The 14814-nt window shown below is 68.9% G+C and carries 15 protein-coding genes; 7 read left to right on the top strand and 8 right to left on the bottom strand.

Annotation, left to right across the window (positions count from 1 at the left end; translation table 11 throughout):
* Positions 1–364 precede the first annotated feature (364 nt).
* Both DPV79_RS06015 and DPV79_RS06020 read right to left on the bottom strand, forming a co-directional pair.
* Positions 365–1570 (bottom strand): MFS transporter, encoded by a 1206-nt coding sequence (locus DPV79_RS06015; protein WP_027787910.1) that lies wholly within the window; start codon positions 1568–1570, stop codon positions 365–367.
* 740 nt (positions 1571–2310) lie between these two features.
* On the bottom strand, positions 2311–3222 hold the full coding sequence (locus DPV79_RS06020; protein WP_059486699.1) for a LysR family transcriptional regulator: 912 nt from the start codon (positions 3220–3222) through the stop codon (positions 2311–2313).
* Positions 3223–3401: 179 nt separating this feature from the next.
* Between DPV79_RS06020 and DPV79_RS06025 the strand changes: the two genes are divergently transcribed.
* Entirely contained in the window at positions 3402–4322 is a 921-nt protein-coding gene (locus DPV79_RS06025) for a pyridoxal-phosphate dependent enzyme (RefSeq protein WP_021164262.1), read from the top strand.
* A 190-nt stretch (positions 4323–4512) separates the two neighbouring features.
* Here DPV79_RS06025 and DPV79_RS06030 read toward each other — a convergent pair whose 3' ends face one another.
* Positions 4513–5736, bottom strand: a complete 1224-nt coding sequence (locus tag DPV79_RS06030; protein WP_113045052.1) for a DUF2242 domain-containing protein — start codon at positions 5734–5736, stop codon at positions 4513–4515.
* Positions 5737–5851: 115 nt separating this feature from the next.
* Positions 5852–6745, bottom strand: coding sequence for a LysR family transcriptional regulator (locus tag DPV79_RS06035; RefSeq protein ID WP_059554891.1), 894 nt, complete (start codon positions 6743–6745; stop codon positions 5852–5854).
* A gap of 108 nt (positions 6746–6853) precedes the next feature.
* Here DPV79_RS06035 and DPV79_RS06040 point away from each other — a divergent pair, with 108 nt between their 5' ends.
* Together DPV79_RS06040 and DPV79_RS06045 are read left to right on the top strand one after the other, a co-directional pair.
* Positions 6854–7609 (top strand): TerC family protein, encoded by a 756-nt coding sequence (locus DPV79_RS06040; RefSeq protein WP_113045007.1) that lies wholly within the window; start codon positions 6854–6856, stop codon positions 7607–7609.
* A gap of 96 nt (positions 7610–7705) precedes the next feature.
* Positions 7706–8041 carry a TFIIB-type zinc ribbon-containing protein gene (locus DPV79_RS06045; RefSeq protein ID WP_027787904.1) on the top strand — a complete coding sequence of 112 codons (336 nt, stop codon included), beginning with the start codon at positions 7706–7708 and terminating at the stop codon, positions 8039–8041.
* 94 nt (positions 8042–8135) lie between these two features.
* Here DPV79_RS06045 and DPV79_RS06050 read toward each other — a convergent pair whose 3' ends face one another.
* The gene (locus tag DPV79_RS06050; protein WP_048025420.1) at positions 8136–8546 is read right to left on the bottom strand and encodes an Hsp20/alpha crystallin family protein; all 411 of its coding nucleotides are present in this window, start codon (positions 8544–8546) and stop codon (positions 8136–8138) included.
* Positions 8547–8562: 16 nt separating this feature from the next.
* On the bottom strand, positions 8563–9003 hold the full coding sequence (locus DPV79_RS06055; RefSeq protein WP_021162690.1) for an Hsp20/alpha crystallin family protein: 441 nt from the start codon (positions 9001–9003) through the stop codon (positions 8563–8565).
* A gap of 247 nt (positions 9004–9250) precedes the next feature.
* Here DPV79_RS06055 and DPV79_RS06060 point away from each other — a divergent pair, with 247 nt between their 5' ends.
* The gene (locus DPV79_RS06060) at positions 9251–10168 is read left to right on the top strand and encodes a 3-hydroxyacyl-CoA dehydrogenase NAD-binding domain-containing protein (protein ID WP_059486706.1); all 918 of its coding nucleotides are present in this window, start codon (positions 9251–9253) and stop codon (positions 10166–10168) included.
* A 54-nt stretch (positions 10169–10222) separates the two neighbouring features.
* Here DPV79_RS06060 and DPV79_RS06065 read toward each other — a convergent pair whose 3' ends face one another.
* Both DPV79_RS06065 and DPV79_RS06070 read right to left on the bottom strand, forming a co-directional pair.
* Positions 10223–10501 (bottom strand): DUF4148 domain-containing protein, encoded by a 279-nt coding sequence (locus DPV79_RS06065; RefSeq protein ID WP_048025418.1) that lies wholly within the window; start codon positions 10499–10501, stop codon positions 10223–10225.
* Between the two features lie 170 nt (positions 10502–10671).
* Entirely contained in the window at positions 10672–11520 is an 849-nt protein-coding gene (locus tag DPV79_RS06070) for a LysR substrate-binding domain-containing protein (RefSeq protein WP_021162693.1), read from the bottom strand.
* Between the two features lie 328 nt (positions 11521–11848).
* On the opposite strand from DPV79_RS06070, the gene madL reads away from it, so the two are divergent.
* The 3 genes from madL to mdcA all read left to right on the top strand — a co-directional run bounded on the left by madL (position 11849) and on the right by mdcA (position 14805).
* On the top strand, positions 11849–12244 hold the full coding sequence (gene madL / locus DPV79_RS06075; protein WP_021162694.1) for a malonate transporter subunit MadL: 396 nt from the start codon (positions 11849–11851) through the stop codon (positions 12242–12244).
* Between the two features lie 11 nt (positions 12245–12255).
* A complete protein-coding gene (gene madM / locus DPV79_RS06080; RefSeq protein WP_021162695.1) occupies positions 12256–13023 on the top strand; it encodes a malonate transporter subunit MadM in 768 nt (255 codons plus the stop codon).
* A 135-nt stretch (positions 13024–13158) separates the two neighbouring features.
* Positions 13159–14805, top strand: coding sequence for a malonate decarboxylase subunit alpha (mdcA, locus tag DPV79_RS06085; protein WP_027787897.1), 1647 nt, complete (start codon positions 13159–13161; stop codon positions 14803–14805).
* The last annotated feature ends 9 nt before the right edge of the window (positions 14806–14814 follow it).

Raw genomic sequence — 14814 nt, forward strand, 5'->3', positions numbered from 1 at the left:
TGCGAATTGAATGAAATATTTTCCTGCGATGTAGCAAGTACTTCATGAATCATGCCGGATTCGGCCGTGATTTTTTGCCTGAGCGGGCGGGGTGAATCAGCCTGTACGGAATGGTTGATTGATGAATCTGGCGGAATTGAGAGGATGAAAAATGAATCATTCAAGGGGATTGGGTTGATTCCGGCAATTCGCGAGAGAATTTTATTCTTGTCGAAACGGGATTCGCGGATATTCCGGATATTCGGGCTTGAAGATCGAATGAAGTGGAATTGACGGTTGAAAACGAACGCGGCCGCATCGAGCGGCCGCGAACGTGGTGCGGGGGGTGATCCGGCATTCGTCGCCGGTGGACGGCGTGTCGCGATTACGAATTCGCGGCGGCCGGTGCGCGGCGCTGTTGCGCGATCTGCAGGAAGACGAGCGCGAGGCCGGCCGCGGCGATCAGCCCGCCGACGAGCGGCACGGCCGCATACCCGAAGCCCGCCGAGATCGCCGCGCCGCCGGCGGCCGCGCCGAGTGCGTTGCCGAGGTTGAACGCGCCGATGTTGACGGCCGACGCAAGGCCCGGCGCCTCGTGGGCCGCCCGCATCACGCGCATCTGCAGCGGCGGCACGACCGCGAACGTCGCGATGCCCCACACGAGCAGCGTGACGGCGGCGCCGGCATGCGTGCTGGCGAGCACCGGGAACGCGACCATCGTTGCGATCAGCAGCAGCAGGAAACCAATCAGCGTGCCGTCGAGCGAGCGGTCGGCCAGGCGCCCGCCCGCGATGTTGCCGATCGAGAAGCCGACGCCGATCAGCACCAGCATCGCGGTCACGAAGCCGGGCGTGGCGCCGGTCAGGTGCTCGAGCGTCGGTGCGACATACGTGTAGAGCGTGAACATCGCGCCGGCGCCGAGCACGGTCGTCCCGAGTGCGCCGAGCACCACGGGGCGTGTCAGCACCGAGAGTTCGGCGCGCAGGTCGGGCATCTTGCCGGCTTCGCCCTTCGGCAGCGCGGCGAACAGCCCCGCGATCGCGACCAGGCCGAGGCCCGCGGTCGCGGCGAACGACATGCGCCAGCCGATGATCTGGCCGAGCCAGGTCGCGGCCGGCACGCCGCCGACGTTCGCGATCGTGAGACCCATGAACATCGTCGCGACCGCGCTGGCCTGCTTTTCGCGCGGCACGAGGCTGGCCGCGACCACCGAGCCGAGCCCGAAGAAGGCGCCGTGGTTGAGGCTCGTCACGAGGCGGGCGAGCAGCAGCGTCGTGTAGCCCGGCGCGAGTGCCGACAGCAGGTTGCCGATCGTGAAGATCGACATCAGCGCGATCAGCGCCGAGCGGCGCGACCAGCGCGCGAGCAGCAGCGTCATCAGCGGCGCGCCGACCATCACGCCGATCGCGTAAGCACTGATCAGCATGCCGGCTTGCGGAATCGACACGTGCACGCCTTCGGCGATCACCGGCAGCAGGCCCATCGGCGAGAACTCGGTCGTACCGATGCCGAATGCACCGGCGGCGAGCGCCAGCAGCGGCAGCGCGGCGCCGCCGCCCGGGCGGGAAGGAGAGGAAGTCGTGGGATTCACGCGATGTGCTCCTGTAATCGAGAAACAACGGCACGGGGCCATTGAGGACAGTGCGAAGTGTGCCTGCTTCACTTTTGCGGAAAAAGCCGTATCCGGACGAAATTATCTTGATTTCATTTCAACAATGCAGCGTGCAGCGAAACCGGCAGGCGGCGCGGGCGAACGAGTAGGGGGCTTTTGTGAAAGCAGGTTGTAAAGGTGGGCGAGTGACTCTCGACCGGGAGACTGCGATCCATGGGCGCTTCGACGCGGACAGATACCCGTTTTGCCCTTTTTCGCCCGGTGGCCCGGAAGCCGTCCGCCGCCCGTCCGGCGGCGTGGATCCGGCGGGCCGGCGAGGTGACGGCCATCGCCCGGCGCGAGCGTCGCGTCACCACCGTAAACCCTTGGCAGACAAGGCACGCAGGCAAAAAAAGCCCCGGCCACAGGGGGGCCGTGACCGGGGCAGAAACGCATCCTCTCTTTGGCACGAGGGTTGGATGCGCGCGAAGTATATTTCGACGCGTGACAATTCGAACCGGCGTTAAACGGCCGTTTTGGGTGTCAATTTAAAAACACCGGCGCTGCGGCGTCTCCCGTCGGCGTTTTGAAAGATGTTTAGCGCAAGGGGTGCGCGTGATTAGTACGTCAGGCCAGTCGAACCGGCGTTTTGACGGAGGGGCATCCGGTCGTGGATCGACGGGGCGAATTCGGCTGCCCGGATCGTAGGGCGGACGCGTCTTCGGTCGAACCGCGCCCGGTCAGTTCGCTTCGCCGGCCGCATCGCGCACGGCCGCCAGAAACCGCGCGACGACGGGCGACGGCGGCACGGCGGCGCCGTCGAACACGAACTCGATGTCGAAGCGGCTCGCGAGTTCGTCGAGCGCGACGAGCCTGACCGTGTGCGGGCAGGTCGGCGACGCGCTTTCCGGCACGAACGCACAGCCCATTCCGGCCGCGACGAGGCCGATCAGCGTCGGGATGTCGCTGCCGACCTGCGCGATGCGCGGCGTGAAGCCGGCCTGCCGGCACTGCGCCATCAGGAACCGGTGATGCGCGGCGGAGCGCTGCGCGTCGAACCATACGAACGGCTCGTTCGCGACGTCGGCCAGCGTGCGCGGCGCGGTGAAGCGTCCGCCCGGCGGCGCGGGCATCGCGAGCACGAAGCGGTCGCTCAGCAATCGTACGCCGGACAGGTGCGGCGCCTCGTCGCGGCGCCACGCCATGATGCCGCCGTCGAGCTGGCCGCGCACCAGCGCGTTCGCCTGTTCGGCCGACAGCATCGGCGCGATCGACAGCTTGACGTCCGGGCAGGCATCGCGAAACGCCCTGAGGACGTTCGCGACGACGGGCAACGGCAGGCAGTTCGGCAACGCGCCGAGCCGTAGTTCGCCCAGCTGGCCGGCCGCGCTGCGCAGTGCGCGCTCACGGCTGTCCTGCAAGGTCGCGAGCAGGCCGGTCGCGTCCTGCAGGAAGCTCGTGCCGGCCGCCGTGAGCGTGACGCCCGTTGTGCGGCGGATCAGCAGCGGCGTGCCGATCGCGTCCTCGAGTTCGCGGATCTGCCGCGACAGCGCGGGCTGGACGATGCCGGCCGCACGGGCGCCCGCCATCACGCTGCCGGCTTGTGCGACGGCGACGAAGTAGCGCAGGTGACGCAATTCGATCTGGCGCATGCGGTATCCGTTCCGGTTCGTTGATATACCTGTGAAGCATAACAAGTGCCATGCAATGGTATTGGAAAGCATGGGGAGCCTGCCGTACGATGGCCGTCATCGCCGCTCGCCCTCGCGCGTCGCGTGCGCTTCTTCCGCGAGTTTCTTCCGTTCGCTCCGATCCCATTGGTTCCGTCCCCATGCCGCTTCATATCCCGACCCCCTATATCCGCTCGCAAATCGCGTCCCGCCGGCTCGGCAGGACCATCCGGCTGAAGCTCGATGCGCTGCAGCCGTCGGGCTCGTTCAAGCTGCGCGGCATCGGTGCCGTCTGCGAAGCGCGGCACGCGGCCGGCGCGCGGCGCTTCGTGTCGTCGTCGGGCGGCAACGCGGGCATCGCGGTCGCCTATTGCGGCCGCGCACTCGGCGTGCCGGTACGTGTCGTCGTGCCGGAAAGCGCATCGGCCCGCGCCCGCGAGCTGATCCGTGTCGAGGGCGCGGAGCTGATCGTGCACGGCCCGAGCTGGGCCGAGGCGAACGCGTTCGCGCAGTCGACGCTCGGCGAGCACGATGCGTTCGTGCACCCGTTCGACGACCGCGTGCTGTGGCAGGGCCACGCGACGATGATCGACGAGATGGCGGCGGCCGGCCCGAAGCCCGACGCGGTCGTGCTCGCGGTCGGTGGCGGCGGGCTGCTGTGCGGTGTGCTCGAAGGGCTGGCGCGCAACGGCTGGCACGACGTGCCGGTGGTCGCGGCCGAAACGGAAGGCGCCGACTGCTATGCGCGCTCGCTCGCGCAGGGGCGCCCGGTCGAATTGCCGGCGATCACGAGCATCGCGACGTCGCTTGGCGCGAAGCGGCCGTGCGACGCGGCGGTCGAATGGGCGACGCGGCACGAGATTCATCCGGTCGTCGTGTCCGACGCCGACGCGGTGGCCGCGTCGCTGCGCTTCGTCGACGAACACCGCATCGTCGTCGAGCCCGCCTGCGGTGCCGCACTGGCTGCGCTCGAGCGGCCGGTGCCCGTGCTCGCGTCGGCGAAGGATATCGCCGTGATCGTCTGCGGCGGCGTGACGGCGACTGTCGAGCAGTTGCAGACGCTGCGCGCGACGTTGCGGTAGATAACGCGGCCGTCGATCGCGGCGAACGCGTGCATTGGCGCGTAGTCCCGCCGCGAAGCGTCGGCGCCATGCCGGCTACGCAACGGACAGGCAGCCGCCAGCGTGGAAATTCATGCGACGAACGACGGGGAAGGGTGCGTATCGTCGCGCTGCGCCGGTTACGGCCGGGCGCGGCGATACGGGTGGCCGGTCAGTTTGCGGCCGGTGCGCTCGCGCCGGACGGGGCGGACGAGGCGACAGGATTGGCCGCGGCAGGCGCGGGTGCCGAGCTCGAGGGCGCCGATGCCGGTACGGCGGCCGATGCGGCGGACACGGGCGCAGGCGCGGCCGGTGTCGGTGTCGGTGTCGGCGTCGCAGCGGCGGGTGGGGAAGCGGCGGGCGCCGAGGCCGCTGTGGCGGGTGTCGATGCCGGACTGGAAGCGGAAACAGGCGTGGAAGCGTGCGCGGGCGCCGATGCCGGTGTGGATGCCGTCCCGGACGCTGTTGCAGGTGCCATCGCCGGTGCGGGCGTCGACGCGGCGGTTGGAGCCGGTGCCGCACCCGCAGCCGGAACCGAAGCCGGAGCCGAAGCCGGAGCCGATACCGGAACCGAAGCCGGTACCGAAGCCGGTACCGCACCCGAACCCGACGCGCCCACCGGCGCGGCAGCACGCATCGCCGCCGGCGCGACCACGGCCGACGCCGCGGCCGGCACGGCATGCGCGCCCGATTCGGGGGCGACGGCCGGCAGCGAAAGCGGCACCGGCGCCGCGGGCGGCGTCGGCACGGCCGGGGTCGTCATCTTCATCGGCTCGCCCTGCGGCGTCGGCGCGGGTTCGGGCAGCGGCGTGACGGGTTCCTTCTCGGCGGCCTTGACGGTCGCGCGGTCGCGGCGGGCCGGGTCGATCTTCAGGAAATGCTCGACGAGATTGAAGAAGCGCTCATAGAACACGCCGGCTGGAATCGTCTCGCTGGCGGTCTTGACGAGCGCGTCGTCGCTCGACCCGATCGGCAGCGACAGCGAGCCGAACACGCTGAGCCCGACGCTGGCCGACGTATTCGACTTCTTCAGCGTGTAACGATCCTGCACCGCGTTGACGTACGCGATGCTCGACGAGCCGTCCGCGTTCGCGTCCGCGCACACGACGTGAAACTCGATCACGACGTGCATGTCGTTGTTCGGCTGGAAATTCTTGCTGCCGTCGACCGCATCGTTGCGCGACGACGACACCACATAACCCTGGCTCAGCAGCGCGCGCCGCGCGGCCTCGCAGGCCGCGTCGGATTTCGAATGGAACGTATGCGCATACGGGCTGCTCGTCGCGTCGAACTGTTCCTGCTGGTAGATCGGCTTGGGCGGCGACGAGCACGCCGCCAGCACGGTCGCGGCCGCGAGCGCGCACGAAACGGAAAACAGGCGAAATCGGTTGTGCATGGCGTCTTTCAGAAGGCTTGGCGAGAGGCCGCGCAACGGCGGTGCCTGGATGAAGCGCGCGGCAATCTCGTAAGGCCGGGGCGCCATTATAGTTTCGTTTGATGTCGCACTCGCTTCAGTCGGCCGGCGCGCCGCGCGCCGCGTCCAGCAATTGCGACGTCAGCGGATGGTGTTCGCCGCGCCGCGAGCGGATCGCGTGGATCTCCTCGGTCACGTCGCCCGCGCGCCCGAGCCGCCGCAACCCGCGCAGCAGCGACGCATCGTTCGCGCCGAGTTCGCTCAGCGGAAACACGCCGAGGCCGCGCGCCGCGAACACGGCCATCAGCGCGCTGTCCTCGAATTCCCCGGCCACGCGGGGCACGATCCGCTCACCTTCCAGCCACCGGTCGAGGCGCGCGCGCAGCGCCGAATGCGCGGTCGGCAGCAGCACGGGCAGCTCGGCGAGGCACTGCGGAAAGTGCTCCCGCGCGGCCGGCGTGACGAGTGCCGCGGGGCCGTACCAGTCGACCGGCGACGCGACGAGCCGCTCGCTCGTCACGCGCAGGTTCGAACCGGACGGCGCGCCCTCGCCGGCCAGCACGAGATCGAGATGATGCAGCGCGAGCTCCGCGAGCAGCGCGTCGTGCTCGCCCTCGTGGCACAGCAGCCGCAGCGTGGGGGTATCCAGCACGGGTGCCAGGATCGCGTGCGCGGCTAGCTTGGAGATGCCGTCCGCGAGGCCGACCGCGAGCCGCACGGTCGGCTGGCTGGCCGCCGCGCGCACTTCGTCGGGGATCAGCCGTCCCATCTCGAAGATCGCCTCCGCGCGCGCAAACGCGGCCTGGCCGGCGTCGGTCATCGCGACGCTGCGTCCGGCCGGGCGCAGCAACTGGTGCCCGAGCGCCTTCTCGAGCTCGCGCACCTGCGCGCTGATGGTCTGCACGGCCATGTCGAGCCGTCCGGCCGCGCGCGCAAAGCCGCCTTCCTTCACGACGACCCAGAAGTAGTACAGATGTCGGAAATTGAGCATCGGATCGTAATTTCGGAAAAACCGAACCAAAAATCAGATTCTCTCTGATTTTTACGAAGTTCTGGGCGGCATATCATCGGACTTTCCACTTTCGAATCGGCCCATTTCATGGACTACCTGCTGACGCTTGCCGCCGACCCCGCCGTCTGGGCGGCGCTTCTGACGCTCGTCGTGATGGAAGTCGTGCTCGGCATCGACAACCTGATCTTCATCTCGATCCTCAGCAACAAGCTGCCCGAAGCGCAGCGCGCCCGCACGCAGCGCCTCGGCATCGCGCTCGCGCTGGTGATGCGCCTCGCGCTGCTCGGCAGCGTCGCGTGGATCGCAAGCCTCACCGAACCGGTGTTCACGCTGTTCGACCATGCGTTCTCGTGGCGCGACATGATCCTGCTGTCGGGCGGCCTGTTCCTCGTGTGGAAGGCGACCACCGAGATCCATCACCACGTGTCGCACGACGGTGACGGCACGGGCGGTGCCGGCGGCGCGGCAGGCCTGACGATGTGGGCCGCGATCGGCCAGATCGTGATGCTCGACATCGTGTTCTCGATCGACAGCATCGTGACCGCGATCGGCATGACCGAACACGTGCCGATCATGTTCGTCGCGGTGATCGTCGCCGTCTCCGTGATGCTGTTCGCCGCGCAGCCGCTCGCACGCTTCATCGACCGCAACCCGACCATCGTGATGCTCGCGCTGTCGTTCCTGGTGGTGATCGGCATGACGCTGATCGCCGAAGGTTTCGGCTCGCATGTGCCGAAGGGTTACATCTACGCGGCGATGGCGTTCTCGGCGTTCGTCGAAGGCATGAACATGCTGGCGCGGCGCGCGAAGGCGAAGCGCGCGGCAAGGACGGAAGGCCGCTGAGCGGCCGCGCGCGACACCGGCTGCCGCTCAGGCGGCACCCGGCTCGCGCGTTTCATACGGCATCCAGACGAAATTCGCACGGAAAGGAGAAGCGCGATGAAATGCCCTGTCTGCAAGACGCCCGACCTGCTGATGGCCGAGCGCCAGTCGATCGAAATCGACTACTGTCCGACCTGCCGCGGCGTATGGCTCGATCGCGGCGAACTCGACAAGCTGATCGCGCGCGAGGCCGGCGACGCGCCGGTGCGTCGCGACGAGACGCCCGTGCGGCACGATGCGCAAGCGCCGCGCGGCCATGACGGCGGGTGGGGGCGCGACGGCCGCGCTCACGACGACCGGGACCGGCACGATGGCCGCTCGCACGGCGATCGTTACAAGCATGACGGCCAGCGTCGCCGGAAATCGGTGTTCGACCTGTTCGACTTCGACTGACTCCGCCGATGTCGTCATGTCGTTGAAAAGCCCCGCCGGGCGCGTACCCGGCGGGGCTTTTTCACGCGTGCGGGACGACGGCACGCACCGATGCCTACGCGTTGCCGGCCGTCACGTCGATGCGGCGCGGACGCGTTTCCTCGCGGCGCGGAATCGTCAGCGTCAGCACGCCGTCGCGCAGGTTCGCGTCGATCCTCGACGTGTCGAGGTCGGGGCTCAGCACGAAGCTGCGCGCATAGCGCGTCGCGCGGATTTCGGCATGCCGCACGCGGAGGTCGGCCGGCGTATCGAGGTGCGTGTCGGCCTCGATCGTCAGCGTGTTGTCGTGCACCTTCACGTCGAGGTTCTCGCGCGGCACGCCGGGCAGGTCGGCCCGCAGCGTGACGCCGAGGTGATTCTCGACGATGTCGACGGCCGGCGTGATCGCGGGCCGGCGCGCCGCTTCGGCGGCAGCGGGGTGGACGGTGCTCGATTGGCGTTCGGCCAGGGTCGGGTTCGCATTCATGTCGGTATCCTGAGTATTATTGAACGGTGATCGCGCGCGGCTTCGATGCCTCGCGCCGGCCGACGCGAATCAGCAGGCAGCCGTTTTCATAGCGGGCGCTGACCTGGTCGGGATCCGCGTCACGCGGCAGCTCGACGACGCGGCGGAACGCACCGTGAAAGCGCTCCTGCGCATAGGTGCGCAGGTCGTCGCCTTCTCCGCCTGGCGCCGGCTTGCGCTCGCCGCTGATCGTCAGCAGGTCCTTGTCGATCGACACGTCGAAGTCGGCCGCGGCCATGCCGGGCGCGAACGCGACGATCTCGATCGCGCTGTCGGTGGCGCCGACGTTGAGTGCGGGAAAGGCGCCGGGCCGCACCGCGCGAATGCCGGACGGACGATCGCCGAGCAGGTTCGCCACCTGCCGCTGCACGCGGGCGAATTCGTCGAACAGGTCGCTGCCGAAATGGATACCGCTCATGTGAGTCCTCCTGAACAGGGAACGCGGGAGACGTGACGGCGCGACGCCGGCGGCGGGCGCGACGCGGGGGCTCCACTGGGTCGAAACGGGGGCAGTGCGTGGTGCGGTGCGCTGCCCGACGACGCGTAGTTAGTGGCCGCCGCAGCGCATTTCAAGAGGGGACCCACAATCTGCATCAATGCAGGCCCGTGCGGTTCGATGCGACAATCGCCGCGATCTATCCGCAGACCAACGACACGGGACAACCATGGACATTCGACGCATCGCGATCGTCGGCGCCGGCGTGATCGGCGCCAGCTGGGCCGCTTTCTACCTGACGCAGGGCTTCGACGTCGTCGCGACCGATCCGGCGCCGCAAGCCGACGCGCGGCTGCGCGACGCACTGGCCGCGTTTCTCGGCGAGCGGGCCGCCGAGCTTTCCGCGCGGCTGTCGTTCGATGCCGATCTCGTGCGTGCGCTCGACGGCGTCGACTTCGTGCAGGAGAACGGCCCGGAGCGGCTCGACCTGAAGCGCGCGCTGTACCGGCAGATGGACGACGTGCTGCCCGCGCACGTGCCGATCGCGTCGAGTTCGTCGGGCCTGAAAATGTCGGACATCCAGACCGCGTGCGAAAGGCATCCGGAACGTTGCCTGATTGCGCATCCGTTCAATCCGCCGCACCTGATTCCGCTCGTCGAGCTGGTCGGCGGCGAGGCCACCGGCCAGGACGTGATCGCGCGCGTGAAGGCGTTCTACGATGCGCTCGGCAAGCAGACGATCGTCCTCAACAAGGAGATGACCGGCCACGTCGCGAACCGGCTCGCGGCGGCGCTGTTTCGCGAGGTGTATCACCTCGTCGGCGAAGGCGTCGTTAGCGTTGCCGATGCGGACAAGGCCGTCGCATGGGGGCCCGGCCTGCGCTGGGGGCTGATGGGGCAGTGCCTGACCTATCACCTCGGTGGCGGCGCGGGTGGAATCGCGCACTTCCTCGAGCACCTGTCGGGGCCGATCACGAGCTGGTGGGACGACCTCGGCACGCCCTCGTTCAACCCGGACGTCGATCGCAAGCTGAACGACGAATTGCGCGCGATCCAGGGCGAGCGCTCGATGCAGGAACTGGCGGCCGAACGCGACCGCCTGCTCGTCGAGCTGATCGACGCGCGGCGCCGCAGTTTCCTGCCGTGATCGTGCCTGGGCGGAGCGTTTCGGTCGGGCCGCGATCGGTCGGGCCGCGCTCCGCTACTGCTGCGCGGCGGTTTGCGGTGCCCGCGGCGTCTGGGCAAGCCACGACGGGCTCGCGGCCTGCACGAGTTCGCGGTTGCGTGCGCGCGTCTCGGCGCTCGGCGGGTAGTTGCCGTCGTTCGTCGGCAGTTCACCGTCGAGATAGGCCTGCTTGAGCTGGGCGATGACTTCCGCGCGTGTCAGGCCCGGTTCGGGCGCAGCGGCATCGGTCTGGGCAAAGGCGGGGGACAGCAGGGCGGCGGCGGCGGTCGCGACGGCGAATCGCAAGACATTCATGGTGTGCTCCGATCAAGGGGACGGGACACCGGATGCGCGCGGCGGCTGCCGTGCGTTCCGATGGGGCCCATTGTCGTGAGCGGGTGCTGCGCGGACGATGACGCGTTCCGGGCAGAACGGTCAGTTGCAGGCGCGGCCGGCCGCGCACGCGTGCGTCGTGCCCGGTGAGCTTACAACTCCGACGCGGCCGTGATCAGCGTGGCTTCGAGCGCGAGCGTCGATCGCGACGCGGCCGCCGGCCGGTCGATCACGTACTCGAGTTCGCCGAGCTCGGGCAGCCCCGCGTCGAGCCGCGCGAGCCCGGCCGGGATCACGTAGCCCGCGAACGCGCTCACGCCGAGCCCCGCGCTCGCGGCGGCGCGCAACACCGCGACGCTGCTGCTGACTACCGCGATCCGGTACGGCCGCCCGACGGCTTCGAGCGATTCGAGCACGCGGCGGCGCGACACGCTCGGCTCCGGATGCATCGCGAGCGGCAGCACCGTCTCGTGGCCGGTGATCCGCGAATCGGGGCCCGTGCACCAGTACAGCGGCTCGCTGCGGATCACGCGGCCGCGCCGGCTGCCCGCGATGCGCTTCGCGAACACGAGATCGTGCCGCCCTTCGTCGAGCGCGTCGAACAGGTCGCCCGACAGCCCGGTCGAGATCGCGAGCTCGACCTCCGGATTGCGCTGCACGAAGCTTGCGAGCGCGGCCGTCAGGTGCGCCGACGCGAAATCCTCCGACATCGCGAGCCGCACCTTGCCCGACAGCGGCGGGCCGCACACCGACGTGACGGCCTCGTCCATCAGTTCGAGGATGCGCACCGCGTAGCGGAACAGCGCGTCGCCGTGCTGCGACAGGTGCACGTTGCGCGTGTCGCGTTCGAACAGCGGCCGGTCGAGCAGCTCCTCAAGGCGGCGGATATGCTGGCTGACGGTCGACTGCGACAGGCTCACGCGCTCGGACGCGGCGGTGAAGCTGCCGGACTGGGCGACGGCGACGAAGCTGCGCAGCAGCTCGGGCGGTAACGGGCGCATTGCTAAATCCACTGAATCGGTTTCGACAACTTCATAAATGGCCGGATATTGCGGCGCTAGTATCGGATCACGCCCCGGTGCGTGCCCGTCACGGCGCGCACCGGATGCGTAGCCCGCGTCGTGCCGGCGGCTGCATCGGTCAGTCTACGGCATCCGGCGTCCGGCCCGAAACCGCATCATCCCATCGACCGCCCGAGAACGCGCCCGCACGACGGGCCGCCGGGCCGCGGCGCACCGCCGCAGGAGACAAGTCCGCGCACGGGATCGGCGTGCGGGGCCGGTTCCTGCATGCGTCCGGCGCCCGTCACGAAGAGACTGGAGACGACTCATGATCATCTACGGAACCGCGCTGCTGGCGTTCTGCCACCTGGCCGGCCTGTTCCTCGGCGACCTGCTCGGCAGCGCGATCGGCGTGAAGACCAACGTCGGCGGCGTCGGCATCGCGATGCTGCTGCTGATCTGCCTGCGCCTTTGGCTGCACCGGCGCGGCTGGCTGCCGAAGGAAACCGAGGCCGGCGTCGGGTTCTGGGGCGCGATGTACATCCCCGTCGTCGTCGCGATGGCCGCGAACCAGAACGTCGTCGCCGCGCTGAAGGGCGGCCCCGTCGCGCTGCTGGCCGCCGTCGGCGCGGTCGCGATCTGCGCATGCTGCATCGCGGTACTCGTGCGCACCGGGCGCGACGACACGGCCTTCGCGGCCGTGCCGCAATTCGAAGAACAGTGACGGAGGCCGCCATGCTGCAGATGCTCGAAAAAGTCGTCGCCCACAACGGGCTCGTCGCGTCGTTCGCGCTGGTCGGCCTGATCATGTGGCTGTCGTCGATCGCGTCGCGCAAGCTCACGTTCGGCCGTGTACACGGCTCCGCGATCGCGATCGTCATCGGCCTCGTGCTCGCCTATGTCGGCGGCGCATTCACCGGTGGCGAGAAGGGGCTGGCCGACGTCAAGCTGTTCGCCGGCATCGGCCTGATGGGCGGCGCGATGCTGCGCGATTTCGCGATCGTCGCGACCGCGTTCGAAGTGCAGCCGACCGAGGCACGCAAGGCCGGGCTCGTCGGCGTCGTGTCGCTGCTGCTCGGCACCGTGCTGCCGTTCATCGTCGGTGCGTGCATCGCGCGCGCGTTCGGCTACACCGACGCGGTCAGCATGACGACCATCGGCGCGGGCGCCGTCACCTACATCGTCGGCCCCGTGACCGGCGCGGCGATCGGCGCGAGCTCCGACGTGATCGCGCTCAGCATCGCGACGGGGCTCGTGAAGGCGATCATCGTGATGGTCGGCACGCCGGTCGCGGCCAACTTCATGGGCCTGAAGACGCCGCGTTCCGCGATGATCTTCGGTGGCCTGGCCGGCACCGTCAGCGGCGTGAGCGCGGGGCTCGCCGCGACCGACCGCCGGCTCGTCCCGTATGGCGCGCTGGTCGCGACGTTTCATACGGGTGTCGGCTGCCTGCTCGGGCCGTCGGTGCTGTTCTTCACGACGCGCGCGCTGGTCGGCGCGTAGCGCGCTGCGATGCGGCTGCAAGCGTGCGGGCCGCATCCATCGCGGCGTCCTCTGAGTCGCATTCGTCAACATCATCAATCGGCGGCGGCGCCCGGCTTAGAATGCCGCTGAACCATCGAAGCGGGAGAACTGTTCATGACGGGATGGAATCACGCGCGGCAGGCGCGCGATGCACGCCTCGCGGCCGGTGCGCGTTTCGCGCAGGGCAAGCGGGTCGATGCGCGCGACGCCGTCGCGTTGCTCGAAGCGGTGCTGCGGCCCGGCGACCGCGTGTGCCTCGAAGGCGACAACCAGAAGCAGGCCGACCTGCTCGCGACGGCGCTCGCCGACGTCGACAGCGCGAAGATTCACGACCTGCACATGGTGCAGTCGGGCGTCGTGCTGCCCGAGCATCTCGACGTGTTCGAGCGCGGCATCGCGAAGCGCCTCGACTTCGCGTATTCGGGCCCGCAGTCGCAGCGCATCGCGAAGCTGCTGTTCGGCGGCAAGATCGCGCTCGGCGCGGTGCACACCTATCTCGAGCTGTTCGCGCGCTACTTCATCGACCTCACGCCGCAGGTCGCGCTGATCGCCGCGGTCAGCGCCGACGCCGACGGCAACCTGTACACCGGCCCGAACACCGAGGACACGCCGACCGTCGTCGAGGCCACCGCGTTCAAGGACGGCATCGTGATCGCGCAGGTCGACCGCATCGTCGACAAGGTGCCGCGCGTCGACATTCCCGGCGACCGCGTGCACTTCGTCGTCGAGGCGGGCCGGCCGTTCTACGTCGAGCCGCTGTTCACGCGCGACCCGGCCGCGATCACCGAGACGCAGATCCTCACCGCGATGCTCGCGATCAAGGGCATCTACGAACCTTACGGCATCAAGCGCCTGAACCACGGGATCGGCTTCAACACGGCCGCGATCGAACTGCTGCTGCCGACCTACGGCGAGAAGCTCGGGCTGAAGGGCAAGGTCTGCTCGCACTGGGCGCTCAATCCGCACCCGACGCTGATTCCCGCGATCGAATCGGGCTGGGTCGAGCAGATCCACTGCTTCGGCTCGGAAGTCGGGATGGACGACTACATCCGCGCGCGTTCCGACATATGGTTCACGGGCTCCGACGGGTCGCTGCGCTCGAACCGCGCGTTCTGCCAGACGGCCGGCCTCTACGCGTGCGACATGTTCATCGGCTCGACGCTGCAGATCGACCTGTCCGGCCATTCGTCGACGGTCACTGCCGAGCGCATCGCCGGTTTCGGCGGCGCGCCGAACATGGGCAGCGATGCGCGCGGCCGGCGTCACCCGAGCGAGCCGTGGCTGAAGGCCGGCGCGGAAGCCGACCCCGATACGCCGGCGGCACTCAGGCGCGGCCGCAAGCTCGTCGTGCAGATCGGCGAGACGTTCGGCGACAAGAACGTGCCGATGTTCGTCGAGAAACTCGACGCGCTGAAGCTCGCCGACAAGCTGCAGCTCGACCTCGCGCCGATCATGGTCTACGGCGACGACGTCACGCACATCGTCACCGAGGAAGGGATCGCGAACCTGCTGATGTGTCGCGACAAGGACGAACGCGAGCATGCGATCCGCGGCGTCGCCGGTTATACGGAGATCGGCCGCGGCCGCGACCGGAAGATGGTCGAGCGGCTGCGCGAGCGCGGCGTGATCCGCCGCCCGGAGGATCTCGGCATCGATCCGCTCGACGCCGATCGCCGCTGGCTCGCCGCGCGCTCGATCAAGGATCTCGTGCACTGGTCGGGCGGGCTCTATGCGCCGCCGGCCCGGTTCCGCAACTGGTGAGGAAGAGGG

Origin of the sequence: Burkholderia reimsis, from assembly GCF_003294055.1 — a bacterium.
GTDB lineage: Bacteria > Pseudomonadota > Gammaproteobacteria > Burkholderiales > Burkholderiaceae > Burkholderia > Burkholderia cepacia.

Coding starts and splice junctions, on each gene's coding strand:
- DPV79_RS06020 (WP_059486699.1), bottom strand. CDS start 3,222: ATGCGCCAGATCGAATTGCGTCACCTGCGCTACTTCGTCGCCGTCGCA.
- DPV79_RS06025 (WP_021164262.1), top strand. CDS start 3,402: ATGCCGCTTCATATCCCGACCCCCTATATCCGCTCGCAAATCGCGTCC.
- DPV79_RS06030 (WP_113045052.1), bottom strand. CDS start 5,736: ATGCACAACCGATTTCGCCTGTTTTCCGTTTCGTGCGCGCTCGCGGCC.
- DPV79_RS06035 (WP_059554891.1), bottom strand. CDS start 6,745: ATGCTCAATTTCCGACATCTGTACTACTTCTGGGTCGTCGTGAAGGAA.
- DPV79_RS06040 (WP_113045007.1), top strand. CDS start 6,854: ATGGACTACCTGCTGACGCTTGCCGCCGACCCCGCCGTCTGGGCGGCG.
- DPV79_RS06045 (WP_027787904.1), top strand. CDS start 7,706: ATGAAATGCCCTGTCTGCAAGACGCCCGACCTGCTGATGGCCGAGCGC.
- DPV79_RS06050 (WP_048025420.1), bottom strand. CDS start 8,546: ATGAATGCGAACCCGACCCTGGCCGAACGCCAATCGAGCACCGTCCAC.
- DPV79_RS06055 (WP_021162690.1), bottom strand. CDS start 9,003: ATGAGCGGTATCCATTTCGGCAGCGACCTGTTCGACGAATTCGCCCGC.
- DPV79_RS06060 (WP_059486706.1), top strand. CDS start 9,251: ATGGACATTCGACGCATCGCGATCGTCGGCGCCGGCGTGATCGGCGCC.
- DPV79_RS06065 (WP_048025418.1), bottom strand. CDS start 10,501: ATGAATGTCTTGCGATTCGCCGTCGCGACCGCCGCCGCCGCCCTGCTG.
- DPV79_RS06070 (WP_021162693.1), bottom strand. CDS start 11,520: ATGCGCCCGTTACCGCCCGAGCTGCTGCGCAGCTTCGTCGCCGTCGCC.
- madL (WP_021162694.1), top strand. CDS start 11,849: ATGATCATCTACGGAACCGCGCTGCTGGCGTTCTGCCACCTGGCCGGC.
- madM (WP_021162695.1), top strand. CDS start 12,256: ATGCTGCAGATGCTCGAAAAAGTCGTCGCCCACAACGGGCTCGTCGCG.
- mdcA (WP_027787897.1), top strand. CDS start 13,159: ATGACGGGATGGAATCACGCGCGGCAGGCGCGCGATGCACGCCTCGCG.